The following is a 22,529-nucleotide window of genomic DNA, read 5'->3' on the forward strand; positions in this document are numbered from 1 at the left end:
GTGTTTTTATTCTTCGATTAAGTAAAACGGAAAAGAGGTGGGACGAACACTCGCCCCCCTCTGCTAATTGTTATCAGTACAAATAATGGTTATCAGCACAAATAATGGTTATCAGCACAAATAACGGTTATTAGTACAAACCAGATGTAAAGTGCATGCCGTAGAACACGTTGCGACCCAGAATCTCTGCAACGAACAAGGCAACGAATGCAACGATAACCAGCAAGTTCTTCTGACGACCTTCTGCGGTAAACAACTCAGCGAATACCCAAAGAGCAGCAGCAACCACAAGCAACAACACATGACCAGCAACATAGCCAGATAGCATTGTGATTTGATCCAAGCCACTGTGAATCGCCGTTGAGATACCTGCGAAGTGAATCGTCTGCATCACTGAAAACGCTAGGTTCAGCGCAATCAAGCTCACACCAGCCCACATTAGGCGACGATTGGTTTTCTCAGCCGTCACGTCCAATACGTTGATTAGCGTGTAACCGAACATCAGACCCGAAGTCACGACCGTAAACCAAAACGCAACCGTGGTCATTGGTGAGTACCATGCTGGTACCGTTTCGATTTGGTAAACATTTGCCATCGCGAACATGAAAATCACGCCAACCGCGATAGACAACCAGTTCACGATTTTGCGAACGCCTTCGCTGCCGATTTTTAGAATAGTTAGCAACCAGTACAAACCCGCTAGAGACAGAAAGCTTGCACCCGTTAAGATCTCGTTAGATAGCGCCGCACTACCAACACGGTTTAATGCGTTGAAGGCACGAAGTGGGCTACCCAAGTGAGTGGTTGAGAACAAGAAACCCAATCCCATTACAACCAAAATTGCGAAACGAGCGATGTTCATACGAGGTTCTGTCACACGTGGTGGCTTACCGAATTTCTCGAACGCGTTAACCGTTAAGTGCGCGCCAACCGCTGTTTGAGCAAGAACCGTAAAGGCAACTAATGGTGCTTCGTATAACATTATTTCACCTCTCTTGGATTCTGTAGGAAACCAGTGCGGTCATTGGTTGGACGACCATTTGGATTTAGCTTCACGATCAAGTTCGGGCTCGTAATGCGAGAATCTGGCAGTGGTGCCACATCCGCGTTTGAACCGTATTTCGCGCGTAGCTCATCAATTGGACCAAACTCAATCGCACGCAATGGACAGCTATCAACACACACTGGCATTAAGCCTTCTGCGACACGTTCATAACAGCCATCACACTTAGTCATGTGACCTTTTTCTTCGCTGTATTGAGGTGCGCCGTATGGGCATGCCATGTGACAAGATTTACAGCCGATACACACGCTTTCATCGACAACAACAAAGCCGTCTTCTTCACGCTTGTGCATTGCCCCTGATGGACAAACCTTGGTACACGCAGGGTTAGTACAGTGGTTACAAGAGATCGATAGGTAGTACGCGAATACGTTTTGACGGAACGCACCGTTTTCTTCCGTCCAGTTGCCGCCTACGTATTCGTAAACACGACGGAAGTTGCGGTCGATACCCAGATCTTTGTTGTCTTTACAAGAGAGCTGACATGTTTTGCAGCCAGTACATTTGCTTGAATCAATGTAAAAGCCATACTGCTTCGCTGTGCTCATTATTTAGCCCCCATTTTCTTAATTAGCGTCACTTCAACGAGGTTGGTATGGCTCGGGTTCGACTTTGCCAACGGGCTTGGACGTTGTGTTGTCAGCACGTTGATTGAGCCCGCTTGGTCAACACCTTTTGCGTTTGGTGCATACCATGCGCCCTCACCTAAACCAACCACATGCGGCATGATGCGTGGGGTCACTTTTACACGAACGTTCATTTCACCGAACTTGCTGCGCACGCTGACCAAATCGCCGTTATCAATGTTGCGAGAAGCGGCATCGACTGGGTTGATCCAAAGCTCTTGTGGTGCAGCTGCTTTTAGGATGTCCACGTTACCGTACGTAGAGTGCGCACGTGCTTTGTAGTGGAAGCCCGTCAACTGAAGCGGGAACTCTTTACGATCTGGTGAATCCCAGCCGTTGAACGTCGATACGTATTCAGGCAATGGCTTGATGGATTCATCTTCGTCCAGTTCCCATTCTTCGTTTATCTTCGCTAGGGTCTCTGAGTAGATCTCAATCTTACCTGACGGTGAAGGCAATGGATTCGCTTCTGGGTCACGACGGAAGTCTTCAAACGCCACATGTGGACGATCGAACTGCTTCTTGTAGATACCCTGCCTTCTCATCTCATCGTAAGACGGCAGGTTTGGATCGTTGTTTTGTTTAACGGTCTGAGCGTACATCCACTTAAGCCACTCTTCTTGAGTGCGACCTTCAGTAAACTCATCAAACACGCCCATGCGTTTCGCCACACCAGACATGATGTCGTAGATAGGTTTGCATTCGAAACGAGGTTGAATCGCTTGGCTTGCAAAGATGAAGTAAGGCATTGACGCTGCCGCACCATCCATACAGAAATCCGATTGCTCTGACGTTGTACAGTCTGGCAGTACGATATCAGCATACTTCGCAGATGACGTCATGTGGTTGTCGATCACCACAATCATTTCACACGCTTTTTCATCTTGAAGAATTTCGTGTGTGCGGTTGATGTCTGAGTGTTGGTTAATCAGACAGTTACCTGCATAGTTCCAGATGAACTTGATGTTGTTTTGGAGCTTTTGAACGCCTTTAATGCCGTCAGTAAGATCGGTCATCTCAGTGCCACGGAAAATCGCGTCTGTCCAAAGGAACATTGGGATAGAAGCGCTGATCGGGTTTGGCACTTTCGGGAAGCGTTGGAATGGGTAAGAATGGTTACCCTCACGAGCACCAGTACCACCACCTTGTAGACCAACCTGACCACGAAGCAGAGACAGCATCATGATCGCTTTACACGCTTGCTCACCATTTGCTGAGCGTTGTAGACCCCAACCTTGGGTGATGTAAATGCGTTTTGCATCACCGATTTCACGCGCAAGTTTCAAGATCACATCAGCAGGAATACCTGTGATTGGCTGTGCCCACTCTGGTGTTTTCTCGATACCATCTGGACCTGTGCCCATGATGTAATCTTTGTAGCTGCCGTTTTCTGGCGCTGACGCTGGCAGTGTTTTGCGGTCGTAACCCACACAGTAACGGTCAAGGAAGTCTTGGTCGACTTTATCTTCGCTGATCAATACATGTGCGATAGCAGCGATCAGTGCAGCGTCAGTACCATGCTTGATTGGTACCCATTGGTCTTCACGACCCGCGGCAGTATCGGTGTAACGAGGGTCGATACAGATCGTACGTGTGTGACTGATGTTTTTTGCGTCCACGTAGTTGTGAACCTGACCACCGCCCGACATACGAGTTTCTGCAGGGTTGTTACCAAACATCAGACAAAGATCTGCGTTCTGTACGTCGTCAATCGAGTTGTTGTCTACCCAAGTGCCGTAGAAGTACTCAGACATACATTCAATGTTCGCTGCTGAGTAGTCACCATAGTGGTTCAGGTAGCCACCACACAGGTTCATCATACGTGCAACCAATGTCGCGCTTGGATCCCAACTCTTAGTTACCGTACCACCCAAGGTACCCGTACCGTAGTTTAGGTAAACCGCGTCATTACCGTAGTCTTTAATGATGCGTTTTAGATTGTCACCAATGAGGTCAAAGGCTTCATCCCAAGTGATGCGTTTGAACTTACCTTCACCACGCTTACCAACACGAAGAAGTGGGTATTTCAAACGGTCTGGCGAGTAAACACGGCGACGCATAGAGCGACCACGCAAACAAGCGCGAACTTGGTGATTGTGGTTATACACATCATCACCCGTGTTATCGGTTTCTACCCATTTGATTTCACCGTCGACCACGTGCATACGAAGTGGACAACGAGAACCACAGTTTACGGTACATGCCGACCAGACAATTTTTTCGTTTGGTTTTGCTGGTGTTTCTTTGGCAACCGCTTTAGTTGCAAACGGGAGAGAAAGCGCGTTTCCTGCTAACGCCAAAGCGCCAAGTGCAGAACCGCCCTTTAAAGCATCACGCCGAGTAATATTAAACTTACCATTTTGACTCATGGTTTTTTCCTAAATTACGTTTTTGAATTTGGTCGTGGCGCTTAATTAATGGCTTTAAGTGGGGAAAGAACACTCGTTAGAAATAAAAGACATAGAGATTGTATTTTCAAAATAGGCATTCATTGAAAATATCTAATTTCGCTTTAATTAATACACAAGGCAAATCAAAGCAACATTTCTACAAAACCATCAATTAAGCTAGATAGCACAAGCCTTGAGCAACTAAGGCATGGCCACCCGCCACTATTAATATCCTTGTAGATTTAAGGGGTGGTAATCTTGACCACAGTCAATTATTAAAAAATACAAAATGCAATCTTATATTTCATTTCAAAGTTTTATATGAATGAAATATTAATAGGTCAGAGAGGTGTCAATTTAATTAAATATTAGAATAGTTTTTAAATTGAATGGATAACAATTACAAATACAGAAGAATAGAAATAAGAATAATTACCAATTAACAGGAAATAAATAAGCCTCATGTCAAGATGAGGCTTATTCATATTTGTTTTTAGCTAAGCTTAAAAATCGTACTGGAAGTATATCGTATTGTAGTTACTGCCGCCTTTGATACGACCAAACTGTGATGCGTTCTCGAAGATCGCACTGCGGTGATGCAGTGAGTAGCCGACCCACATGTTCTCCCAGTCTTTTTGGTTGAACAGGTCACCGACGTTTACATCCAATGAGAAATCGAGATAGTTGAGCAGGTTGCTTGGTGTATAGCCCTTCTCCTCCATCTCTGTCCCTTCGATATAGGTAATGTTATCGATGTAAGACATACCTTCTGCAACACCAAAACGCCATTTCGTAGGCCAATTAAAGGTGTAATACGCTTTAATCGCCATCACGTATTCAGTGCTAGAAGATTGCACGTCTGACGACCAATGGTGAACAAGACCTGGGGTCAGATAGATATCTAGAGGTAAGCCAAATAGCTCGTCTGTCAGCGGATGCCCGTAGAAGAACGACGTCAGTTGGTTATTGTATTCGTCTTTCTCTGCATTGAACTTAAAGATGTCACCCATGTTCGAAGGTGTCGCCCAGCCATGTGCAATTCGAAGATACGGACGATTACGCAAATCTGACTTGCGCTCTTTGCCTTTATCGTTGAAGAAACCAAAACCAACGAACACTTCACCTTGGTAACGATCTTCCACGATTTGGCTGTTGTACGCTTCACTATCCAGACGAGTGATGCTGGTTTCACCCAATAGATACAGGTTAGAAATTACGTGGTAACGTGCTTTGATACCCAAATTCGCATCAATACCCGCACCAATTTTCTCGCCCGTTACTTCATCAAACGAGTAGTAAGTACTGTTGAAATCGGCATCTTTATAACGAATGGTAAAAGAGGGTTCTAACTCCCAATCGCCCAATTCATAATTAGCAGCGATACGGTAATTAGAGTGAAATTGAAATTCGTCATCCGTCATGACTTCAAATTCAGCGCGCCAGTTTTCGTCAAAGTTGTAACGAATCTGACCACCAAAATCGACGCGATCCCCTTCGAAGGCATTTTGAATGGACTTCGGGATATCTACAAAGCGCAGGCGCATAATCGCACTTGCACGCCAATCGGAGTCACTCTCATCATACAAGAACACCCCACCTTCAATACCGTCAATGTAGAGATGCTCGTTTTCAAAGAACATCATCGGCACAAACGTGCTCACTGTTGAGTCGTCATTGGCAGTATAAAATGGAATTGAAGCAGTACGGTACATCGCTGCAATCCCCCACTCTTGCTCTGCGTTTTTTGACTCCGCTAAAGCAGCACCACTAAGCAATAAACCAGAACATGCCAGCGATACTGTTAATACGTGTTTCATAGTTCCTCTATGTCACTGTTATTTGAGAAGGTCTCGAATGAGAAAGAGTATATCTGACTTTACCCGCCTATCTGTGAAAATTTTGCTTTATACACCAAAGAGCAAGCCCTACCAGTTAACACTGGCAATAAGTTAACCTCCTACACACTGCACTTTTGGCTAAGTTGGTTACTCTGCGCACAATCAAACGGGAAACGGTCAAATTTCTCTCTTCTCTCGTCAATGAGATTTAGATTTTTGCCAGATTCGCCGATACAATAGAAAACCAATGATCAAAGCCGCAGTTAATCGTGAAAGCATCTGAACTCATCTCCATTATCAACAACTTGCCGGAAGGTAGCGACCCCGATATCGTGATGGGTGAAGAATGGCTACCAGAACGCTTGGAAAACACCACTCTCGATGGTGATATGCTGTTTTTACACTTCGATAATGCACCGGAAGATGGTCAGGGTGAAGAAGAAGGTCGCGGCTTCGTTGAGCACGAAATTGACTTGATTCGAACTCGCCTACAACAAATTCTCGATGAAGACAGCGACAATGCTTCAAAAGCTGACGCAATGTTGGGTTTATTTCTGATGGGACATGAACTTAGCAGCTCACAAGTTATCGAAATACTCGAAGAAAACTCAGAACACTGATCCAGAATAGAAAGGTACCACTTTGCCAACATCGCTCAATACCAACGAATGTTCCTCCCTTCCTCTGGTTGTTGCCGGTCCAATTTTAAGAAAAATTACCGCGACGGAAGTGAATATTTGGTTGGTGACCACGCAACCTCTCGAAGGCTTGGTTGAAATCAGCGATGCGAACACTGGTGAACAATACTATTCCAAGCCCGTATCAGCAGAACATCTATTGCAAGTAGGCAAACGTGCTTGGGTTTGCATGCTGACGTTACAAGGCGAATTTCCTACCCATAAAGCATTGCGTTATCAACTCCATACTCAATCCGGTTTATTGACCGAGTTGATGCCCCACCTAGTCTACGGTGAAGACACAGATTCAGTGCAAGGTGTCGAGTTCCTAATCAGTGAAAAAGCCGATTATGTTCTGCATGGCTCTTGTCGCAACCCACATCATTTTAGTAAAGACACTCTGGTCCAAGCTGACGCAAAAGTTGCTAGCCAACCGATAGAAGACCGCCCTGATATGCTCATCATGAGCGGCGACCAAATCTATGCCGATCATGTCGCAGGTCCGATGCTTGATGCTATTGAACAATTGGTCAAATTATTAGGCTTGCCTGATGAAGAGTTCGACCAAGCGCCAATTAAAAACACGCAAGAGCTGTATCAAAGCCCAGATTGTTTTTATGGCAGGGATAACATTCTTCCCCACTATGTTGACGATGGAAGCATACTCACCAAGCTCTTCCCGCATCGTGGCACACCCATTTTTAGCTCGCGCGAATGTGAAAACCACCTCATCAGCTTTGCCGAGCTTTTTGCGATGTACCTACTCGTTTGGTCTCCAGTACCTTGGACATTAGTCAATCGTGAACGTTTATTGGATAGAAAATTCACGACCGGCGGAAAAGCTTTAGAGCCGAAATGGCAACAACATTGGCGCGATGAGAAGATTCACATCGATGCATTTGTCGCAGGGTTAGATAAAGCTCAACGTTTGCTAGCTCACGTACCGACCTACATGATCTTTGATGACCATGACGTCACCGACGATTGGAACCTAACGGTTGGCTGGGAAAAAGCAGCGACTGAAAATCTCTTCTCGCGCCGAATCATCGGCAACAGTCTGATCGCTTATTGGTTGTGCCAAGGTTGGGGCAACGCGCCAGAAAAATTCAACGCCCCGTTTATGGAGCATGCGCGCCGTTACTTTGAAGAGCTGACTTCAGAATCTCAAGACGAGTTCATAAAGTACCTCTATCGTTTTGAAGATTGGCACTACACGATTCACACCTCACCAAAAGTGGTGGTATTGGATACACGTACTCGCCGCTGGCGTTCAGAATCACGCATGAATAAACCATCGGGTTTGATGGATTGGGAAGCCTTGATTGAGTTCCAACAAGAGCTGATGCATCAAGACAAAGTGATCATCGTCTCTGCCGCACCCATGTTTGGTGTGAAGTTTATTGAAACATTGCAACGCATCATGACCAGTTTTGGTCAGCCGTTGCTGATTGACGCAGAAAACTGGATGGCGCATCCAGGCAGTGCGAATACCTTGATCAGTATTTTCACTCACACCAAAACCCCGACTAACTTTGTCATTCTGTCTGGTGATGTGCACTACTCTTTCGCTTATGACATCAAGTTGCGTTTCCGTCGCAATAGTCCAAATATCTATCAAATCACATGTAGTGGGATCAAGAACCAGTTCCCAGCGCAACTGCTGACAGCGTGTGATGCCATGGACCGTTTGCTTTATAGCCCCCGTTCACCGCTAAACTTCTTCACAAAACGTAAGCGTTTGAAGATTTTTAAGCGTGCGCCAAGTAACCACAATTTTTACCGATTAGTGAACCAAAGTGCAATTGGCGAGCTGAGATTGGATGAGGACGGAAAGCCAAGCAATATCAGTATTTTAACTGGTGAAGGTGATTCAATACATTTCCCGCCTACAAAGGTTGAGGAATAAATCCGCTTTTTGGCGGTCAAATACTGTATTGAGCAAAAATGTCATCTCAATCGTATGAGATCTTGATCAAATTCAATCAAGACCTTGAGATTTGCTCAAACCATTACCATCTTAAATAAATAGATAACAGCTTGGTGCTCAACATGTTTAATTCGCTTACTTCATTATTTAAACAACTTATAGAAGGCTCGGACCTTAGCCAATCCAACACACTGTCACCCAATATGGCGATAGCATGTTTGCTTTGTGAAGTAGCTGGTGCGGACCATCAAATCGATGAAAGAGAGCAAGCAACCAAACGCTCTTTGATCATGAAATTGCTTTCCCTAACAGAAGAAGAGACCGACACCCTACTGAATCAGGCTCAAAACAGATCGAGTGAGTCGACTTCCCTTTATGACTTTACGTCCCAACTGCGTGAGCTTTCACAAGAAACCCGCTATGAACTGATCAAGAGTATGTGGGAAGTGGCGTACGCTGACGGTGAAATTGACCCATTGGAAGATGCCGTAATTCGCAAAACAGCGGAGCTGCTCTATGTAGACCACAGCGATTTTATTCGAGCGAAATTGCAATCTCAGTGAAGCCCAGTCTCCATAAACAGTAAGAATCAATAAAAAACGCGCTACATGAGCGCGTTTTTTGTGTCTCTAGTCTGGATTAGGTCGAATCAAACATCGTCATCTCCGCAAGAGACTAGCCAAAATTGTTGTTATTTAAAACTAACTTAGTACTGGCTTATGACGAGCAGACTGAAATCCAATGAAAGATTTATGAAAACAGAAACTTATAGCATGGTCAGTGCTAGTTTCGCCAAGTTGTAAGCGTCAACATAGCCCGAGTGCTGGCGACCTTCCCACTCAATGCCTTTTGCTTCTTGCGCCGCTTTATGACCAATGCGCTTATCTTTAAGACGGTTTTGGATTCGGTACAACGTCGCTAAGTTGATGAACTCGGTATATGGCGCGTCAATGCCCTTTTGTTGGCATTCTTCAAGCAAGATAAGATCATCGCGCCCCCATGAAGCATAGATCTTATTACGACCACCAAAGTTCTTTAGCATCGACTTAAGCACTTCTTCTAATGGTCGACCTTGCTTTTCAATCTTACGTGGTGTGATGCCAGTTAACTCTGCACAAAACAGGGACACTTCATCATGCTCAGGTTTCACGTAGTATTGCGCGCGCTTAACGATTTCACCTTTCGACAAATCTATTTCCGCCAAACCAACTTCAATGATCTCGCCTGTACGACCCACGCCGTTTTCATTCCAGCAGCACATTTCTAAATCGAAGCAGACGATACGGTTATGGTTCATAGTTTGTCTTGATTCCTAACGTAAATTTGAAAGCGTGAGATTCTACCGTAACGAATCTCAAAACTCGAATTTGCTCGCTGAATTAATCGCCGATCGATACAGAGTTTCGACCATTTTTCTTACTTTGGTAAAGTTGCACGTCCATTTTATGGAATAAGCTCTCAGGATCTTCGTTGTTATGTACCGCAGCGCCAATGCTCAAAGAACAAATGATCGGTGTACTTTCATATTCAAATGGCGAACTTGCGACAATACCGCGCAACTTCTCCAGATAGGCGGCTAGTTCTTCCTTGTCCGTCACTCTAGATAAAATGCAGAACTCATCGCCACCTGCTCGGTAGAAACGATCACCATCGAGCAAGTTAGCATTCACAAGCTTGGTTACGTGCAATAACGCTTCATCTCCGGCTAAATGACCGTACTTATCGTTAATCACTTTAAAGCGGTCAATATCGAAACCCACTAAAGAAAACTCAACGCCACTATTAATGTAGTGCAGTAAGTTATCGTTAAATACGCGTCGGTTAAGCAATTGGGTCAATGGATCCAACTCCGCCATGCGTTTTAGCTCAACCGTTTTGTTATCAAGCATCACCGCAAGACGTTCTTTTTCACGTGATTGAAGATTGACGATATAGCTGATCAAGATAGCAATGACTAAACCCGCAATACCGGTCCCATAAAGGACAGAACGCTCCCACGCCGAAACGGATTCAGACAGCTTAAACTCAACACGCCATTCGCGATTTGGCAGTTGAATCGTGCGACTAATAACTTTGCCGTGCAGCTCATCCCAGTTTGAGCTTTTGAACAATAGAGGGTCGTCGTAAGCATCAAAGCCCTTGTCTTCAACTTTTACTGACATATCCAATTCCGTCGCGGTTTTGGTAATCAGTTGATCAAAATAGACAGTACTGCGCACTACCCCAACAACGACACCAAGTAGCTCGTGTTTGTCATAGCTAAATACCGGGTGGTAAACCAACAGACCACTTTTCTCTAATGACTTGTCGTATCCGTCTTGAAGTAATCGGACTTTGTCTGAAATATTGGCTCGATCGTGGGTAATAATGTCATCTAGGATCAGTTCGAAACGCAAACGTGAAGAATAAAAGCCAAGCAAAGACAAGTTAGTTTCAGTTCTTGGATAAATATCAGTCGCTATGTATGCAGGAGCTTGGTCTTTCAAGATGTAACCAAACGTCTTCTCACCATCTTTCGGTACTGTAAAGATGTCAAAATCAGGGAAAATTTGACGAGTTTTCGCCAAATAGACGTCGAGCTCACTTGGTTCAACACGTTGCATCCATTGCAAGCCAACCAAGCTCTGTGAACTTTCGACGACTTGTTTTGCGTAGTAAGGAAATTGTGTCCAGTATGACTTATCAACGGAATGGAAAAAGTTTGCACCAGCGCCGATGAACTCAAGATCGTTTTCTACTGCCAGTTTAAGAGATTCCGCTTGGCGATCTGCCAGGGTATCGAAAATGGTCATGGTGTAACGCTGTTGTATTTTATAAGCGACACCAACCATGCCCGCAGTGACAATAACGACTGCAATAAAAGCTACAATAGAAGCAGAGTACCGTTTGAAAATGCTCTGTTGAGCCGTGCTATATGTCATTTACTGTTCCACGTTTTTTGCGTGTCATGCTTCGATAATGATGGAAATACTGCGCCACATGTGGGTAAACATCAAGCAACAACGTTTGCGTCCCCATCTAATCGTTGATTTTTCATGCTAATCATGCGGTATATTCACGAATTATTACAGTCTTAAGCCTTGAATATGCTACCATCCACCATCATTTTAATGTCTAAACTTGGTGCAGGTCGCAAAGCCGATCTCTTTAGTAAACATGTGTGAGCCAATACTAAGCGCCAATAAATCAATAGAAAGAGAAAAATGTCATGAACATTGATTTGAACCTAATTCCTCAAACGTTCGATATGCTTCACGCAGGTCTAGCGGCTTCGAGCGTTTTGCTTCTTCTGATCGCAGTATCTCGTAAATCTAAAGTGATTGAGAAAGTGGTAGAAAAACCAGTCGAGAAAATCGTCGAGGTTGAGAAGCCTGTCGAGAAGATCGTTGAAGTAGAAAAAGTAGTGGAAGTTGAGAAAGTCGTAGAACGTGTTGTAGAAGTTGAATCGAAACTTGCAACGGCATCTACAGACTCTGCAATGCAGCTACTTTCTATCATGCAGCAAGAAGCTCGTCTGATTGACTTCCTAAAAGAAGACCTAACATCATTCTCTGATGAAGAAGTCGGCGCAGCCGCTCGCGTAATCCACACTGGTGGTCAGAAAGTACTGAACGACTACGTGACGCTAGCGCACGTTCGTAACGAAGACGAAGAAACTCGCATTACGGTTGAAGAAGGCTTCAACCCACAAGAAATCCGCCTAACTGGCAACGTAACAGGCAGCGCGCCATTCAACGGCACGCTAGTTCACAAAGGTTGGAAAGCAACATCAATGACGTTGCCTAAACTGGCTGAGAACTACGATGCATCTGTGATCGCTCCAGCTGAGGTTGAGCTGTAATGGAACACATGAACCAAGAAAACCATTCTCAAGAAGCGTCTGTTGAAACTCAACAGACGCCTAAATTCAGTGTTGGTATCGACTTAGGTACAACACACTGTGTCATGTCTTTTGTTGATACTCACGACGAAGACGCTCGCGTTGAAGTGATGCCTATCCCGCAGTTGACTGCGCCGGGCACGGTAGAGACTCGCAGCCAATTAGGATCTTTCCTATACCAGCCGCACGAACACGAAATGAACCCGCAATCACGCGTTCTTCCGTGGTCGAGCGAGCCAAAAGCTCTGGTTGGTGCTATTGCACGTAACCTAGGTTCAAAAACACCGATTCGCCTTGTTGCAAGTGCGAAATCTTGGCTTTGCCACGCTGGTGTGAATCGTCGTGATGCTTTCCTGCCAGCAGGTAGCCCAGAAGAAGTGGAAAAAGTATCCCCTCTTCGCGCGACAGAGCTTTACCTAGAGCACCTAAAAGACGCTTGGAATCACGCGAACCCAAATCACAACCTTGCCGATCAAGACGTGACTATTACAGTCCCTGCTTCTTTTGATCCTGCTGCTCGCGATCTAACTGCAGAAGCAGCACGTAACGTTGGCTTTGTGCACCTAACGCTTCTAGAAGAGCCACAAGCTGCCCTTTACAACTGGATCGATAACAGCAACGACAAATGGCGCGACGAAGTTGAAGTTGGCGACATCGTACTTGTGGTCGATATCGGTGGTGGTACAACCGACCTTTCTTTGGTTGAAGTAACTGAAGACGACGGCAACCTAACTCTGAACCGTATCGCGGTAGGTGAACACATCCTACTTGGCGGTGACAACATGGACCTTGCACTTGCGTACCGCTTGAAGATGAAGCTAGCGCAAGAAGGCAAAGAGCTACAACCATGGCAGGTTCAGGCAATGACACACGCATGTCGTGACGCAAAAGAAGCGCTATTGAACGACAGCGAACTTCAGTCAGTGCCAATCGTAGTACCAAGCCGTGGTTCTAAACTGCTTGGCGCAACGCTGAAAACAGAACTGACTCAAGAAGAAGTACAACAAACACTAGTTGACGGCTTCTTCCCTCAAGTTGCGATTACTGACCACCCTGTTCAACGTAACCGTGGTGCACTAACGCAAATGGGTCTGCCTTACGCACAAGATGCAGGCATTACTCGTCACATTGCAGCGTTCTTGTCTAAGCAAGCCAATGCTCTTTCTGCGTCAGGAAATGGCGGCGAAGCAGCGGCTCAAGATTTCAACCCATTCGCTAACATGCCTGGTATGCCAGGTGCGGATGCCGCGCAATCGGCTGACTTCATCAAGCCAACCGCAATCCTATTCAACGGTGGTGTTCTGAAATCGAAACTTCTAGCAACTCGTCTAGAAGACACGATCAACGAATGGCTAATTGAAGCAGATGCAGAAATGGCAAAACGCCTAACAGGTGTGGATCTAGACCTTGCGGTTGCTAGCGGTGCGGCTTACTACGGCTCTGTACGTCGTGGTCAAGGCGTTCGCATCCGTGGTGGTATTGCTTCGGCGTACTACGTGGGTATCGAAAGTGCAATGCCAGCGATTCCGGGTATGGCGCCTCCAATGGAAGCACTTTGTGTTGCGCCATTTGGTATGGAAGAAGGTTCAAGCGTTGACGTACCAAGCCAAGAGTTTGGTTTGATCATCGGTCAGCCAGTTAACTTCCAATTCTTCGGCTCAACGGTTCGTCGTGATGACCTAGCGGGTACCCACCTAGACTACTGGGCACCAGAAGAGCTTGAAGAGCTTCCAGAAATCCAAGTAACGCTGCCAGTATCTGAAGGTCGCCGTGAAGGTGAAGCGGTTCCGGTAACCCTAGCCTCTCGCGTGACAGAGCTTGGTACGCTTTACTTAGAAGCCATTGCCGCTGATAACGGTCAAAAATGGCATGTTGAGTTCGATGTGCGCGAAGACGCGAAAAGCAACTCAAACGAAGAAGAATAAATAGAAATCAAACGGCATCCAATCGGGTGCCGTTTTTAAATACACGAAGGTTTGTATGGCATCTCCTCGTTTTCTTGTTGGTATTGACCTTGGCACCACAAACACTGTTGTGGCGTACTGTGAAATCACCGACAACCTTGAACAATCCGAAGTATCCCTATTCGACATCGACCAATTAATTGGTCCGGGTGAAGTGGTTCGTAAACCATTACTGCCCTCTTTCCGCTATCACCCTGCGGTTGGTCAAATCTCCCCTTCTGACCTAACACTCCCTTGGGAAAACGAACCTGTCTCTGGCGACATTAGTAATGTGATCGTGGGTGAATGGGCTCGTGAATTAGGCGCTAAGGTGGAAGGACGTCAGGTATCCAGTGCTAAAAGCTGGCTATCGCACCAAGCAGTGGATCGTAGCTCAGACATTCTTCCTTGGGCTGGTGCGCAAGACGTAGATAAAGTATCCCCCGTTATTGCCAGCGCAAGCTACCTCAACCACATTCGTCAAGCATGGAACTACCGTCACCCTAGCAACAAGCTAGAAGACCAAGATGTGGTTGTGACCGTTCCAGCGTCGTTCGATGAAACCGCTCGTAAACTCACGCTTGAAGCTGCACAGCTGACTGGTTTAAAGAAAATCGTCCTGCTCGAAGAGCCACAAGCCGTATGTTACGACTGGTACGCACGCCACCAGCAAACCGTAGCTGATGAGCTCAAAGAGTTACCGCTGATTCTGGTGTGCGATGTGGGCGGTGGTACTACCGACTTAAGCTTGATTGAAGCAAGTTTCTCTTCACAAAATGAGCTAGCCCTTGATCGTATTGGCGTTGGCGAACACTTGATGCTTGGTGGTGACAACCTCGACTTAGCATTAGCGCACCTTGCAGAGAGTCGCTTCAATCAAAGTAAGAAGCTTACTGCAGCAAGCCTGACTAAGCTGATTCAGCAGACACGCAAAGCGAAAGAGAACCTACTTTCAGCAAGTGCACCTGAAGAAGTAAAAATCACCATGCTAGGCAGCGGCTCGAAACTTCTTGGTGGAACAAAGAGTATTGGGCTGAGCAAACAAGAAGTGCACCAAATCGCTTTAGATGGCTTCTTCCCGCTTTCTGATTTCAGTGAAGTGCCAGACAAACGCCGCAGCGCCGTTGTTGAGTTTGGTCTTCCATACGTCGCTGACCCAGCAGTGAGCAAACACGTTGCCGAGTTCTTAACTCAGCATCAACAAGTGTCTCGTGCCGCTCTTGGTATCGAAGACGACAAACAAAATGCCATTCCAGTCGGTTTGCTACTCAACGGTGGTGTGTTCAACAGTGAGCTTGTGACTGAGCGTGTCACTACCCTCCTTTCCGATTGGCGCGGCGCACCGGTTACGGTATTAGATAACCCGCATCCAGATTGGTCGGTTGCGCTGGGTGCCGTTGCCTTTGGTAAAGCACGTCGTGGTGCACAGCTTAAAATTGGTGGTGGTGCAGCCCGTTCTTACTTCTTGCATCTTCAAGAAAAGAACAAGATGGGCAAAGCACTCTGTTTGCTTGCAAAAGGTACAGAAGAAGGTCACGAGATCCGCTTAAGTGGTCGTCGTTTCTCGCTTACCTTAGGTGAACCTGTTCGCTTTAACCTGCTGACGTCTACCCACGACACCTTAACCAATAACACCGCTATTCAAAACGGTGTGATGGTTGACGTTGATCCTGACTTGTTTGCTCCTCTGCCACCTTATATCACCACCCTTGAAGGTGAAGGCGCCGAACTACAAGCCAATCAGAAAGAGCGCGTAGAAGTACAACTTGCGTGTCAGTTGACCGAAGTCGGCACGCTTAAGATGGAATGTGTCAGTGCAGAAGATGACAGCAAACGTTGGGAGCTGGAGTTCGAAGTTCGTAACAAGCAAACCGACGACAGCGAGCAAGTTAAGCTTCACCCTAAACTGAATGAATGTAAGGAGCTGATCGCTCGCCTTTACAGCGGTAACAAGAAAAGCGCAGAAAGCAAAGAGATCAAAACCTTAGCCAAAGATCTTGAGAAGAAGCTTGGCAAACGTGACGAGTGGGATTTCACGACCCTACGTCAACTGTTTGATACCTTTGCTCAAGGTCGTAAGCGTCGCCGCCGCTCTGAACAGCACGAGAAAAACTGGCTTCGTTTGGCGGGCTTCGCGTTGCGTCCGGGCTTTGGCGATCCAACCGATTCATGGCGCATTGAGCAAGTTTGGGGTCTCTACCAACAAAACATTCAATTCAAGAACCATCAAGGTTGGACCGACTGGTGGGTGTTCTGGCGTCGTATCGCAGGTGGTTTGAGCCAAGAGCAACAAGAGACCATCTTGGCGGACATCGCGAAATACCTACATCCTGGTGCGATGAAAAACCCACAATCAGCCAAAGCGGCGCAAGACATGGGTTATGAATCCATGGTTCGATTAGCGGCGTCGCTTGAGCACCTAGAAGTCGAAGACAAAGTTCTATTGGCAACGTGGTTCTTGAGCAAAGCCATCAACCATAACCAGTTCGAACAAGCGCACTGGTGGGCAATGGGTCGTTTGGCATCGCGTACGCCTTTGTATGGCAGCCAGCATAACGTAATTCCTCGTGAACAAGCGGAACAATGGTTGCCTAAGCTGTTAGAGCAGAACTGGCAGAAAGAGCCAATGATCGCTTTCGCAGCCGTGATGATTTGTCGTAAGACGGGCGACCGCCTATTTGATATCTCAGACGACTACCGTGAACAAGTTCTCACCAAGCTGAAGCAAAGCAAGGTGCCTGAATCTTGGGTATCACTGGTTGAAGAAGTCAAAGAGCTATCTGAGAGCGAATCGAAGCGTATCTTTGGTGATGCACTCCCAAGCGGTCTGACGCTGGTAAACAACTAAGCTCCCATGCTTATAAACGCAACAAAGCCCTTCATGAGAAGGGCTTTGTTTTGTCTGATTCTACTTGCTGACGAAAAGCGGTTCGTTAGTTCATTTCCGTATTGATTACCACATCACGCGTTTCATTATCCATATCACTGATGCCAACAACTGAGATTTCACGGTCAGATAAATTCTCAATCATGCTGTCTTCTAACCCACCGTCCGTCATCCACGCATAGAATTTTTCTGCAATACGATCCGAACCTTCCCCGACAAACGTTAATGTGACCTTCTTCATTTGTGACACTCCATCAATTTACGATTCAGCCACTTAAGCGTAGTATGTTTCGCAAATATCGACATAAACTAGGACTAACTTCTTTTATGAGTATCGAAAAATTTGACGCGATTTATCAGCGCGCTGCTGAGCGTAAAGGTGGTGAAGATCAACTTGAAGCGCTTTTGTCTCATCCACTAAGCAAAGAAGAATTGGCAGCGATTCCCGATGACCGTTGGCTGGCCGCTTTTTCGATGAAGGTATTCCAAAGTGGGATTTCGTGGAGCGTGGTTCGCAACAAGTGGCCGAACTTCGAAGAAGTATTCTTCGGATTTAAGATTGAGCCCTTGTTAATGCTGTCAGACGAGCAATGGGAAACCAAAGCAACCGACAAACGCATCATTCGCCATCTCACTAAAGTCATGTCGATCCCTGCTAATGCTCGTATGATCCACGAAGCAAAAATCGAATACGGCTCGTTTGGCAAAATGGTTGCCGATTGGCCGCAAGAGAAAATCACCGACCTATGGGCATATTTGAAGAAACACGGTAATCGCCTAGGTGGAAATACCGGTCCTTACACACTTCGCCAAATGGGCGTTGATACCTTTATCTTGTCTAGCGACGTTGAGGCTTACCTGCGTAATTGCAAGATCATTGAAGGTGGCAAAGACACTAAAAAGTCGCTCGACGCCACCAACAAAGCGTTTGTGCAATGGCAACAAGAAAGTGGCAGAAGCCTGTCTGAAATCAGCCAAGTTATTGCGTTCAGCACCGGCGATAATCGCATTTAACCGAGATTAAACCCAAAATACAAACGGCGCACTGATCATTGGATTTAGTGCGCCGTTTTTATGTTCATTGGTTCAAGTACAGACTTACTTTGAAGCCAGTGATTCCCACTCAGTCAGTATCTGCATAATGCGGTGAGAGTCTTCCCATGTTGCACAAGGGTTTTCTAACGAGGTACGCCCCTCCTCAACCGCTTGGCGAATAGTGCGCACTTGATAGAAGAAAGCGTCCCCAGTTGCCGGTACAAACACTTCACGCTTCGACGTCTCGTAAATTTCCACACTAAACTGGTTATCTTGCGTTGGGAGCCATGGGTTCGAGTCTAACGTAATACAGCCTTTGCTACCCAGAATGGTGAATTGGTGTTTCAATCCGTGATCTTCGGCGGTATGCACGCTCGCCGTTTGTTGCTCACCGAATTGCATCATCAAGCTCGATTCACAGATATTCCCATCGTTACCTCGTCGACCAATCGCCGTCATAGAGCGGTTTCCAAAGGCTTGTTCACCCAACATGGTTTTCACCACCAAGTGCACCAATGATATTGGGTAGCAACCTAAATTATACAAAGCACCTTTGCTGTCTGGATTAACAAACTGCGCAATCGACGCAATATAAGAAGTATGGATGGAGCGAAGTTCACCGATCTCTCCCGATTTAAGCACCGAAAGTAACTCGCTGATCAACGGGTGATGCAAGTACATCAAGCCTTCAGCAAAGAATACCTTGTGCGATTCGACTGCCTTTAGAGCCAGCTCAGTTTTTTCCATATCTACCGAAAGTGACTTCTCACAAAGAATCGCTTTACCCTGCTCTGCCGCTTTGACGATAAAGTCATGATGAAGGTGATTTGGCAGTGCGATGTAAATAATGTCGACTTGTTCATCGGCAATCAACGCATCGTAATCGGTGAAGGTATTCTCGATGCCATATTGCTCAGCAAATGCATTCAAGTTCCGTTCCGAACGTCCAGCAACTGCGTAGAGCTTACTCTTGTCATCGCCTTGGATTGCCTCTGCCATGACACCTGAGATAAAGCTTGTGCCTAAAATGCCCCATTTCATGTTCACGTCTCCTATTGCGCTTGAGTTTCGAATGCTTGGACTAACTCTGCCATTTCAGTTGCAATGAACGCTTGTGTATGCGGCATAGCAAAATGCGCTTCAATCGCGGCGCGGTTTTCATATCGCTCCCAAAGAATCACACGCAGTGGGTCTTTAGAATCGTAGGTCGCATTCGCTTGCAAACACCCAGCTTCGCTCTGCATATCAAGGCAAAATTGTTCAATGGTCTCAACCACTTGTTGTCTTGGCTTATCGGCATTCATTTTCAGTTCGGCGGTAACAAAAATCGTCTTGCTCATGATGGATCTCTTTCTCCACTCTTAATCATACGTCCACTGTAATTAACCTCATATGATTGATAAACTCTGCTTTAGTTATTTCTTTATCAACTCTGGGTGTGTAATGGATAAATTAACAAGCATGAAGGTTTTCGCTTACGTGGTCGAACATGGCAGCTTTCGTAACGCCGCACACCACTTTGATATTTCACCGACCATGGTTGGCAAACACATGAGCTTTCTTGAGCAAAGCTTAGGTACGCAGCTGATTCATCGCACCACGCGCAAACAGTCCTTGACCGAAGCTGGCAGACTCTACTATCAAGAGTGCCACCGCATTATTGAAGACATCACCAACGCAGAGAACCTAATCCAGACGCTGATCAACCGCCCAACTGGAACAGTAAAAGTTAACTGCCCAGTTACCTATGGTAAAAAGGTGATTGCGCCCATCGTGGCTGACTTCTTAGCTGAATTTCCCGAACTGAACGTTGAGTTAATGTTGGATAACAGTTTGATTGACCCATATCGAAGCGAAGCAGACGTGATTATTCGTATTGGTGAGTTGGTCGATTCATCGTTAGTTGCAAGAAAACTCGGGGAATACGACATGACTTACTGCGCCTCACCCTCTTATCTTAAGCTGCATGCCCCTATCCAATCGCTTGATGACCTTGAACATCATCATTGTTTGGGATTTCAGTACCACCAAGGGGAAAGCCAACAGGTGGTGAACATGCCATCTAATACCTTTGGAAACAGCAACACCCGATTAACGTCTAATAATGGTGATGTGCTTAAGTTTGCCGCGTCAAAAGGCTCTGGTGTTCTTCTACAACCAAAGATTTTAGTTGAACAAGAAATCCAGTCTGGCACGTTGGTAGAAATTCTCCATTCACACATTCCCAAGCCAAAGCCGATCCACCTGCTTTACCGTTCAAAACAGCTTTCCCTTAAAAATCGCACCTTCGTCGATTTTGTTCTTTCTCATGTGAGCCAATAATACAAACAGACAAAACGGCTGTAATTTAACCAAGCAATTAGTTTTTATTGTCGATATGACAAATATTATTTCTCATTAATTATCTTTATTTTTCATACCGTTAGCACAGAACGCTCATTTGATGAACATAATTTATTGATTCCCATCAATTGCATTGCCCTGACAAAGTGACTAGGATTGCCGCCTTTCCTGAGTGAACTATCAAAATAACATCGAGAATTTAATCTAATTTCTCTCCAAGTTCGTGCGTAATCACGACATTTGCACTCATTTCAAACTGCATAAGCACATTCCTTTGCTTATGAAAACGACATTGATTTCTCAACACTTTTGGTCACGTATGTGACTTTTTTCGTTGGGAGCGATTTTTCAATCAAGGTTGGTCACAAGGACGCTACCCCTTGACTGCATTTACTGGAGGATAAAATGCCTAAAGGTCTAATGCTGACTGACTTAGCCATTGCTGGCTTACTATTGATTTTGGCAAAAGTCATTCGCGTTCACACGCCACTACTACAACGTATGTACATTCCATCGGCGGTTCTCGCGGGATTATTCGGTCTGATTTTTGGACCAGCCCTGCTAAACATACTGCCGTGGACCGATACATTTACCGCTAACGCAAGCCTATTAACTGCTGCACTTTTTTCTGCGTTAGGTCTGGCAACTGATGTCCCATCACCTAAGACCGTCGCACAGCGCGCTGGCTCATTGTGGGCATTCAACCAAATCGCTTCTGTTTCACAGTGGTTATTTGCAGCAATGTTTGGTCTCGCGATCACTACCTTCTTCTGGCCAGAGATTAATCCAGCCTTTGGCGTAACAATGTCTGCAGCCTTTATGGGCGGTCACGGTTCAGCTTCTGTTGTTGGCGAAATATTCACGGGGCTTGGTTGGGAAGATGGCTTCACACTAGGTTTAACCTTCGCAACCGTGGGTATCTTCATTTCGATTTCTGTCGGCATGCTCATGCTGCAATTCGCATTGAAGATGGGTTGGATTCGTAGCTTTACGACATTCGACAGCATGGACGAACACGAACGCAAAGGCCTTGTTAAACCTGATGATCAAGAACCGGTAATGAAAGACACTATGTCTTCCCTGTCGGTTGATTCTTTTGCGATTCACGCCGCATTGGTGGTTGTAGTAACGGCGTTCTCCTATGTTGCTGCTAACTATTTATCTTCCTTCCACGATAAGGTGCAGATCCCAACGTTTGTAACCGGGTTCCTTGGCGGTATGTTGGTTCGAATTATCGCAAAGCAGACCAAAGCGTCACGTTACCTTTGTGATGGCGCGTTCAAACATGCAGCGGGCATCAGCACCGACTATTTGATTATCTTCGGTATCTCTGCAATCAAGATTACCGTCTTGGCCCAATACTTAATGCCTATGGTAGTACTAGCTCTTGGCGGCGTATGTTTCACACTTTGGTTAATCTTTTGGGTGGCTCCACGCATCATGGGAGACGATTGGTTTGAAAAAGGCATCTTCTCTTGGGGTTGGCTGACGGGTACGGTTGCAATGGGTATTGCCCTACTGCGTATTGTCGATCCAAAGATGCGTAGCAAGGTACTTGATGATTACGCCATCGCTTATGTCCCAGGCTCAATCACTGACATCTTCATCATATCTTTGATGCCAATCGCGATGTATAACGGCATGCACTGGCAAGCGCTTGGCGTTGGTCTAGCTTACATAGCCGTAGTTCTTTTCATTTGGCGTTTTGTTTTCAAACAAGGCTCACAGACCGCAACGAATCCATCATAACGACCTGATTTACCGAGCCTCATTTTAGCTGAAATGGGGCTTTTTCTTACTGATATCTCAATAACTTTTTATGTAAAAACAAACACACTTCAAGTTAAAAAAATGAGCAATTTGTTTTATATATAAGAACATGACTACTCATCGCATAACTTCATTCTTTTTCAATACCTT

General features: G+C 45.8%; 18 protein-coding genes. 9 read left to right on the plus strand and 9 right to left on the minus strand.

Translation table 11 applies throughout. The features are described from left to right. Positions 1–130 precede the first annotated feature (130 nt). From QMY49_RS07785 to QMY49_RS07800, 4 genes are all read right to left on the minus strand, one after another. On the minus strand, positions 131–982 hold the full coding sequence (locus QMY49_RS07785; RefSeq protein WP_023585783.1) for a dimethyl sulfoxide reductase anchor subunit family protein: 852 nt from the start codon (positions 980–982) through the stop codon (positions 131–133). After that, entirely contained in the window at positions 982–1,611 is a 630-nt protein-coding gene (locus QMY49_RS07790) for a DMSO/selenate family reductase complex B subunit (protein WP_005433785.1), read from the minus strand. The genes QMY49_RS07785 and QMY49_RS07790 overlap by 1 nt, the downstream gene beginning before the upstream one ends. Next, positions 1,611–4,058, minus strand: coding sequence for a DmsA/YnfE/YnfF family dimethyl sulfoxide reductase (locus tag QMY49_RS07795; RefSeq protein WP_283313882.1), 2,448 nt, complete (start codon positions 4,056–4,058; stop codon positions 1,611–1,613). The genes QMY49_RS07790 and QMY49_RS07795 overlap by 1 nt, the downstream gene beginning before the upstream one ends. A 524-nt stretch (positions 4,059–4,582) precedes the next feature. Further along, complete coding sequence (locus QMY49_RS07800; RefSeq protein ID WP_283313884.1) at positions 4,583–5,896, minus strand: MipA/OmpV family protein; 1,314 nt, start codon at positions 5,894–5,896, stop codon at positions 4,583–4,585. A 290-nt stretch (positions 5,897–6,186) separates the two neighbouring features. Between QMY49_RS07800 and QMY49_RS07805 the strand changes: the two genes are divergently transcribed. The 3 genes from QMY49_RS07805 to QMY49_RS07815 all read left to right on the plus strand — a co-directional run bounded on the left by QMY49_RS07805 (position 6,187) and on the right by QMY49_RS07815 (position 9,084). Continuing rightward, the gene (locus QMY49_RS07805) at positions 6,187–6,537 is read left to right on the plus strand and encodes a VC1380 family protein (protein ID WP_050902287.1); all 351 of its coding nucleotides are present in this window, start codon (positions 6,187–6,189) and stop codon (positions 6,535–6,537) included. A 22-nt stretch (positions 6,538–6,559) separates the two neighbouring features. Beyond that, positions 6,560–8,500: an alkaline phosphatase D family protein gene (locus tag QMY49_RS07810; RefSeq protein WP_283313889.1), complete on the plus strand. Its 1,941-nt coding sequence runs from the start codon at positions 6,560–6,562 to the stop codon at positions 8,498–8,500. A 143-nt stretch (positions 8,501–8,643) separates the two neighbouring features. Beyond that, on the plus strand, positions 8,644–9,084 hold the full coding sequence (locus tag QMY49_RS07815) for a tellurite resistance TerB family protein (protein WP_005451837.1): 441 nt from the start codon (positions 8,644–8,646) through the stop codon (positions 9,082–9,084). A 203-nt stretch (positions 9,085–9,287) separates the two neighbouring features. Here the strand turns inward: QMY49_RS07815 and QMY49_RS07820 are convergent, their stop codons facing one another. Next, a complete protein-coding gene (locus QMY49_RS07820) occupies positions 9,288–9,818 on the minus strand; it encodes a 3'-5' exonuclease (RefSeq protein WP_283313891.1) in 531 nt (176 codons plus the stop codon). An 82-nt stretch (positions 9,819–9,900) separates the two neighbouring features. Then, on the minus strand, positions 9,901–11,442 hold the full coding sequence (locus tag QMY49_RS07825; RefSeq protein ID WP_045488391.1) for a sensor domain-containing diguanylate cyclase: 1,542 nt from the start codon (positions 11,440–11,442) through the stop codon (positions 9,901–9,903). A 287-nt stretch (positions 11,443–11,729) separates the two neighbouring features. Here QMY49_RS07825 and QMY49_RS07830 point away from each other — a divergent pair, with 287 nt between their 5' ends. From QMY49_RS07830 to QMY49_RS07840, 3 genes are read left to right on the plus strand one after another with little or no spacing between them, the layout of a single operon-like run. Continuing rightward, positions 11,730–12,362, plus strand: coding sequence for a DUF2760 domain-containing protein (locus QMY49_RS07830; RefSeq protein WP_005434042.1), 633 nt, complete (start codon positions 11,730–11,732; stop codon positions 12,360–12,362). Continuing rightward, on the plus strand, positions 12,362–14,326 hold the full coding sequence (locus QMY49_RS07835) for an Hsp70 family protein (protein WP_283313897.1): 1,965 nt from the start codon (positions 12,362–12,364) through the stop codon (positions 14,324–14,326). Before QMY49_RS07830 ends, QMY49_RS07835 begins: the two co-directional genes overlap by 1 nt. Positions 14,327–14,381: 55 nt before the next feature. Then, entirely contained in the window at positions 14,382–17,192 is a 2,811-nt protein-coding gene (locus QMY49_RS07840) for an Hsp70 family protein (protein WP_283313900.1), read from the plus strand. 85 nt (positions 17,193–17,277) lie between these two features. On the opposite strand, the gene QMY49_RS07845 is transcribed toward QMY49_RS07840, so the two are convergent. Beyond that, on the minus strand, positions 17,278–17,472 hold the full coding sequence (locus tag QMY49_RS07845; protein WP_005377692.1) for a hypothetical protein: 195 nt from the start codon (positions 17,470–17,472) through the stop codon (positions 17,278–17,280). 86 nt (positions 17,473–17,558) lie between these two features. On the opposite strand from QMY49_RS07845, the gene QMY49_RS07850 reads away from it, so the two are divergent. Next, complete coding sequence (locus QMY49_RS07850; protein ID WP_017819464.1) at positions 17,559–18,245, plus strand: DNA-3-methyladenine glycosylase I; 687 nt, start codon at positions 17,559–17,561, stop codon at positions 18,243–18,245. 84 nt (positions 18,246–18,329) lie between these two features. Here the strand turns inward: QMY49_RS07850 and QMY49_RS07855 are convergent, their stop codons facing one another. Then, on the minus strand, positions 18,330–19,307 hold the full coding sequence (locus QMY49_RS07855; protein WP_283313903.1) for a Gfo/Idh/MocA family protein: 978 nt from the start codon (positions 19,305–19,307) through the stop codon (positions 18,330–18,332). An 11-nt stretch (positions 19,308–19,318) separates the two neighbouring features. After that, on the minus strand, positions 19,319–19,606 hold the full coding sequence (locus tag QMY49_RS07860; RefSeq protein WP_283313906.1) for a putative quinol monooxygenase: 288 nt from the start codon (positions 19,604–19,606) through the stop codon (positions 19,319–19,321). Positions 19,607–19,709: 103 nt separating this feature from the next. Between QMY49_RS07860 and QMY49_RS07865 the strand changes: the two genes are divergently transcribed. Both QMY49_RS07865 and QMY49_RS07870 read left to right on the plus strand, forming a co-directional pair. Continuing rightward, a complete protein-coding gene (locus QMY49_RS07865; protein WP_258455316.1) occupies positions 19,710–20,588 on the plus strand; it encodes a LysR family transcriptional regulator in 879 nt (292 codons plus the stop codon). A 426-nt stretch (positions 20,589–21,014) separates the two neighbouring features. Then, positions 21,015–22,358 carry a sodium/glutamate symporter gene (locus QMY49_RS07870; RefSeq protein ID WP_283313914.1) on the plus strand — a complete coding sequence of 448 codons (1,344 nt, stop codon included), beginning with the start codon at positions 21,015–21,017 and terminating at the stop codon, positions 22,356–22,358. Positions 22,359–22,529 lie beyond the last annotated feature (171 nt).

The organism is Vibrio harveyi (assembly GCF_030060435.1).
GTDB classification, from domain to species: domain Bacteria; phylum Pseudomonadota; class Gammaproteobacteria; order Enterobacterales; family Vibrionaceae; genus Vibrio; species Vibrio harveyi.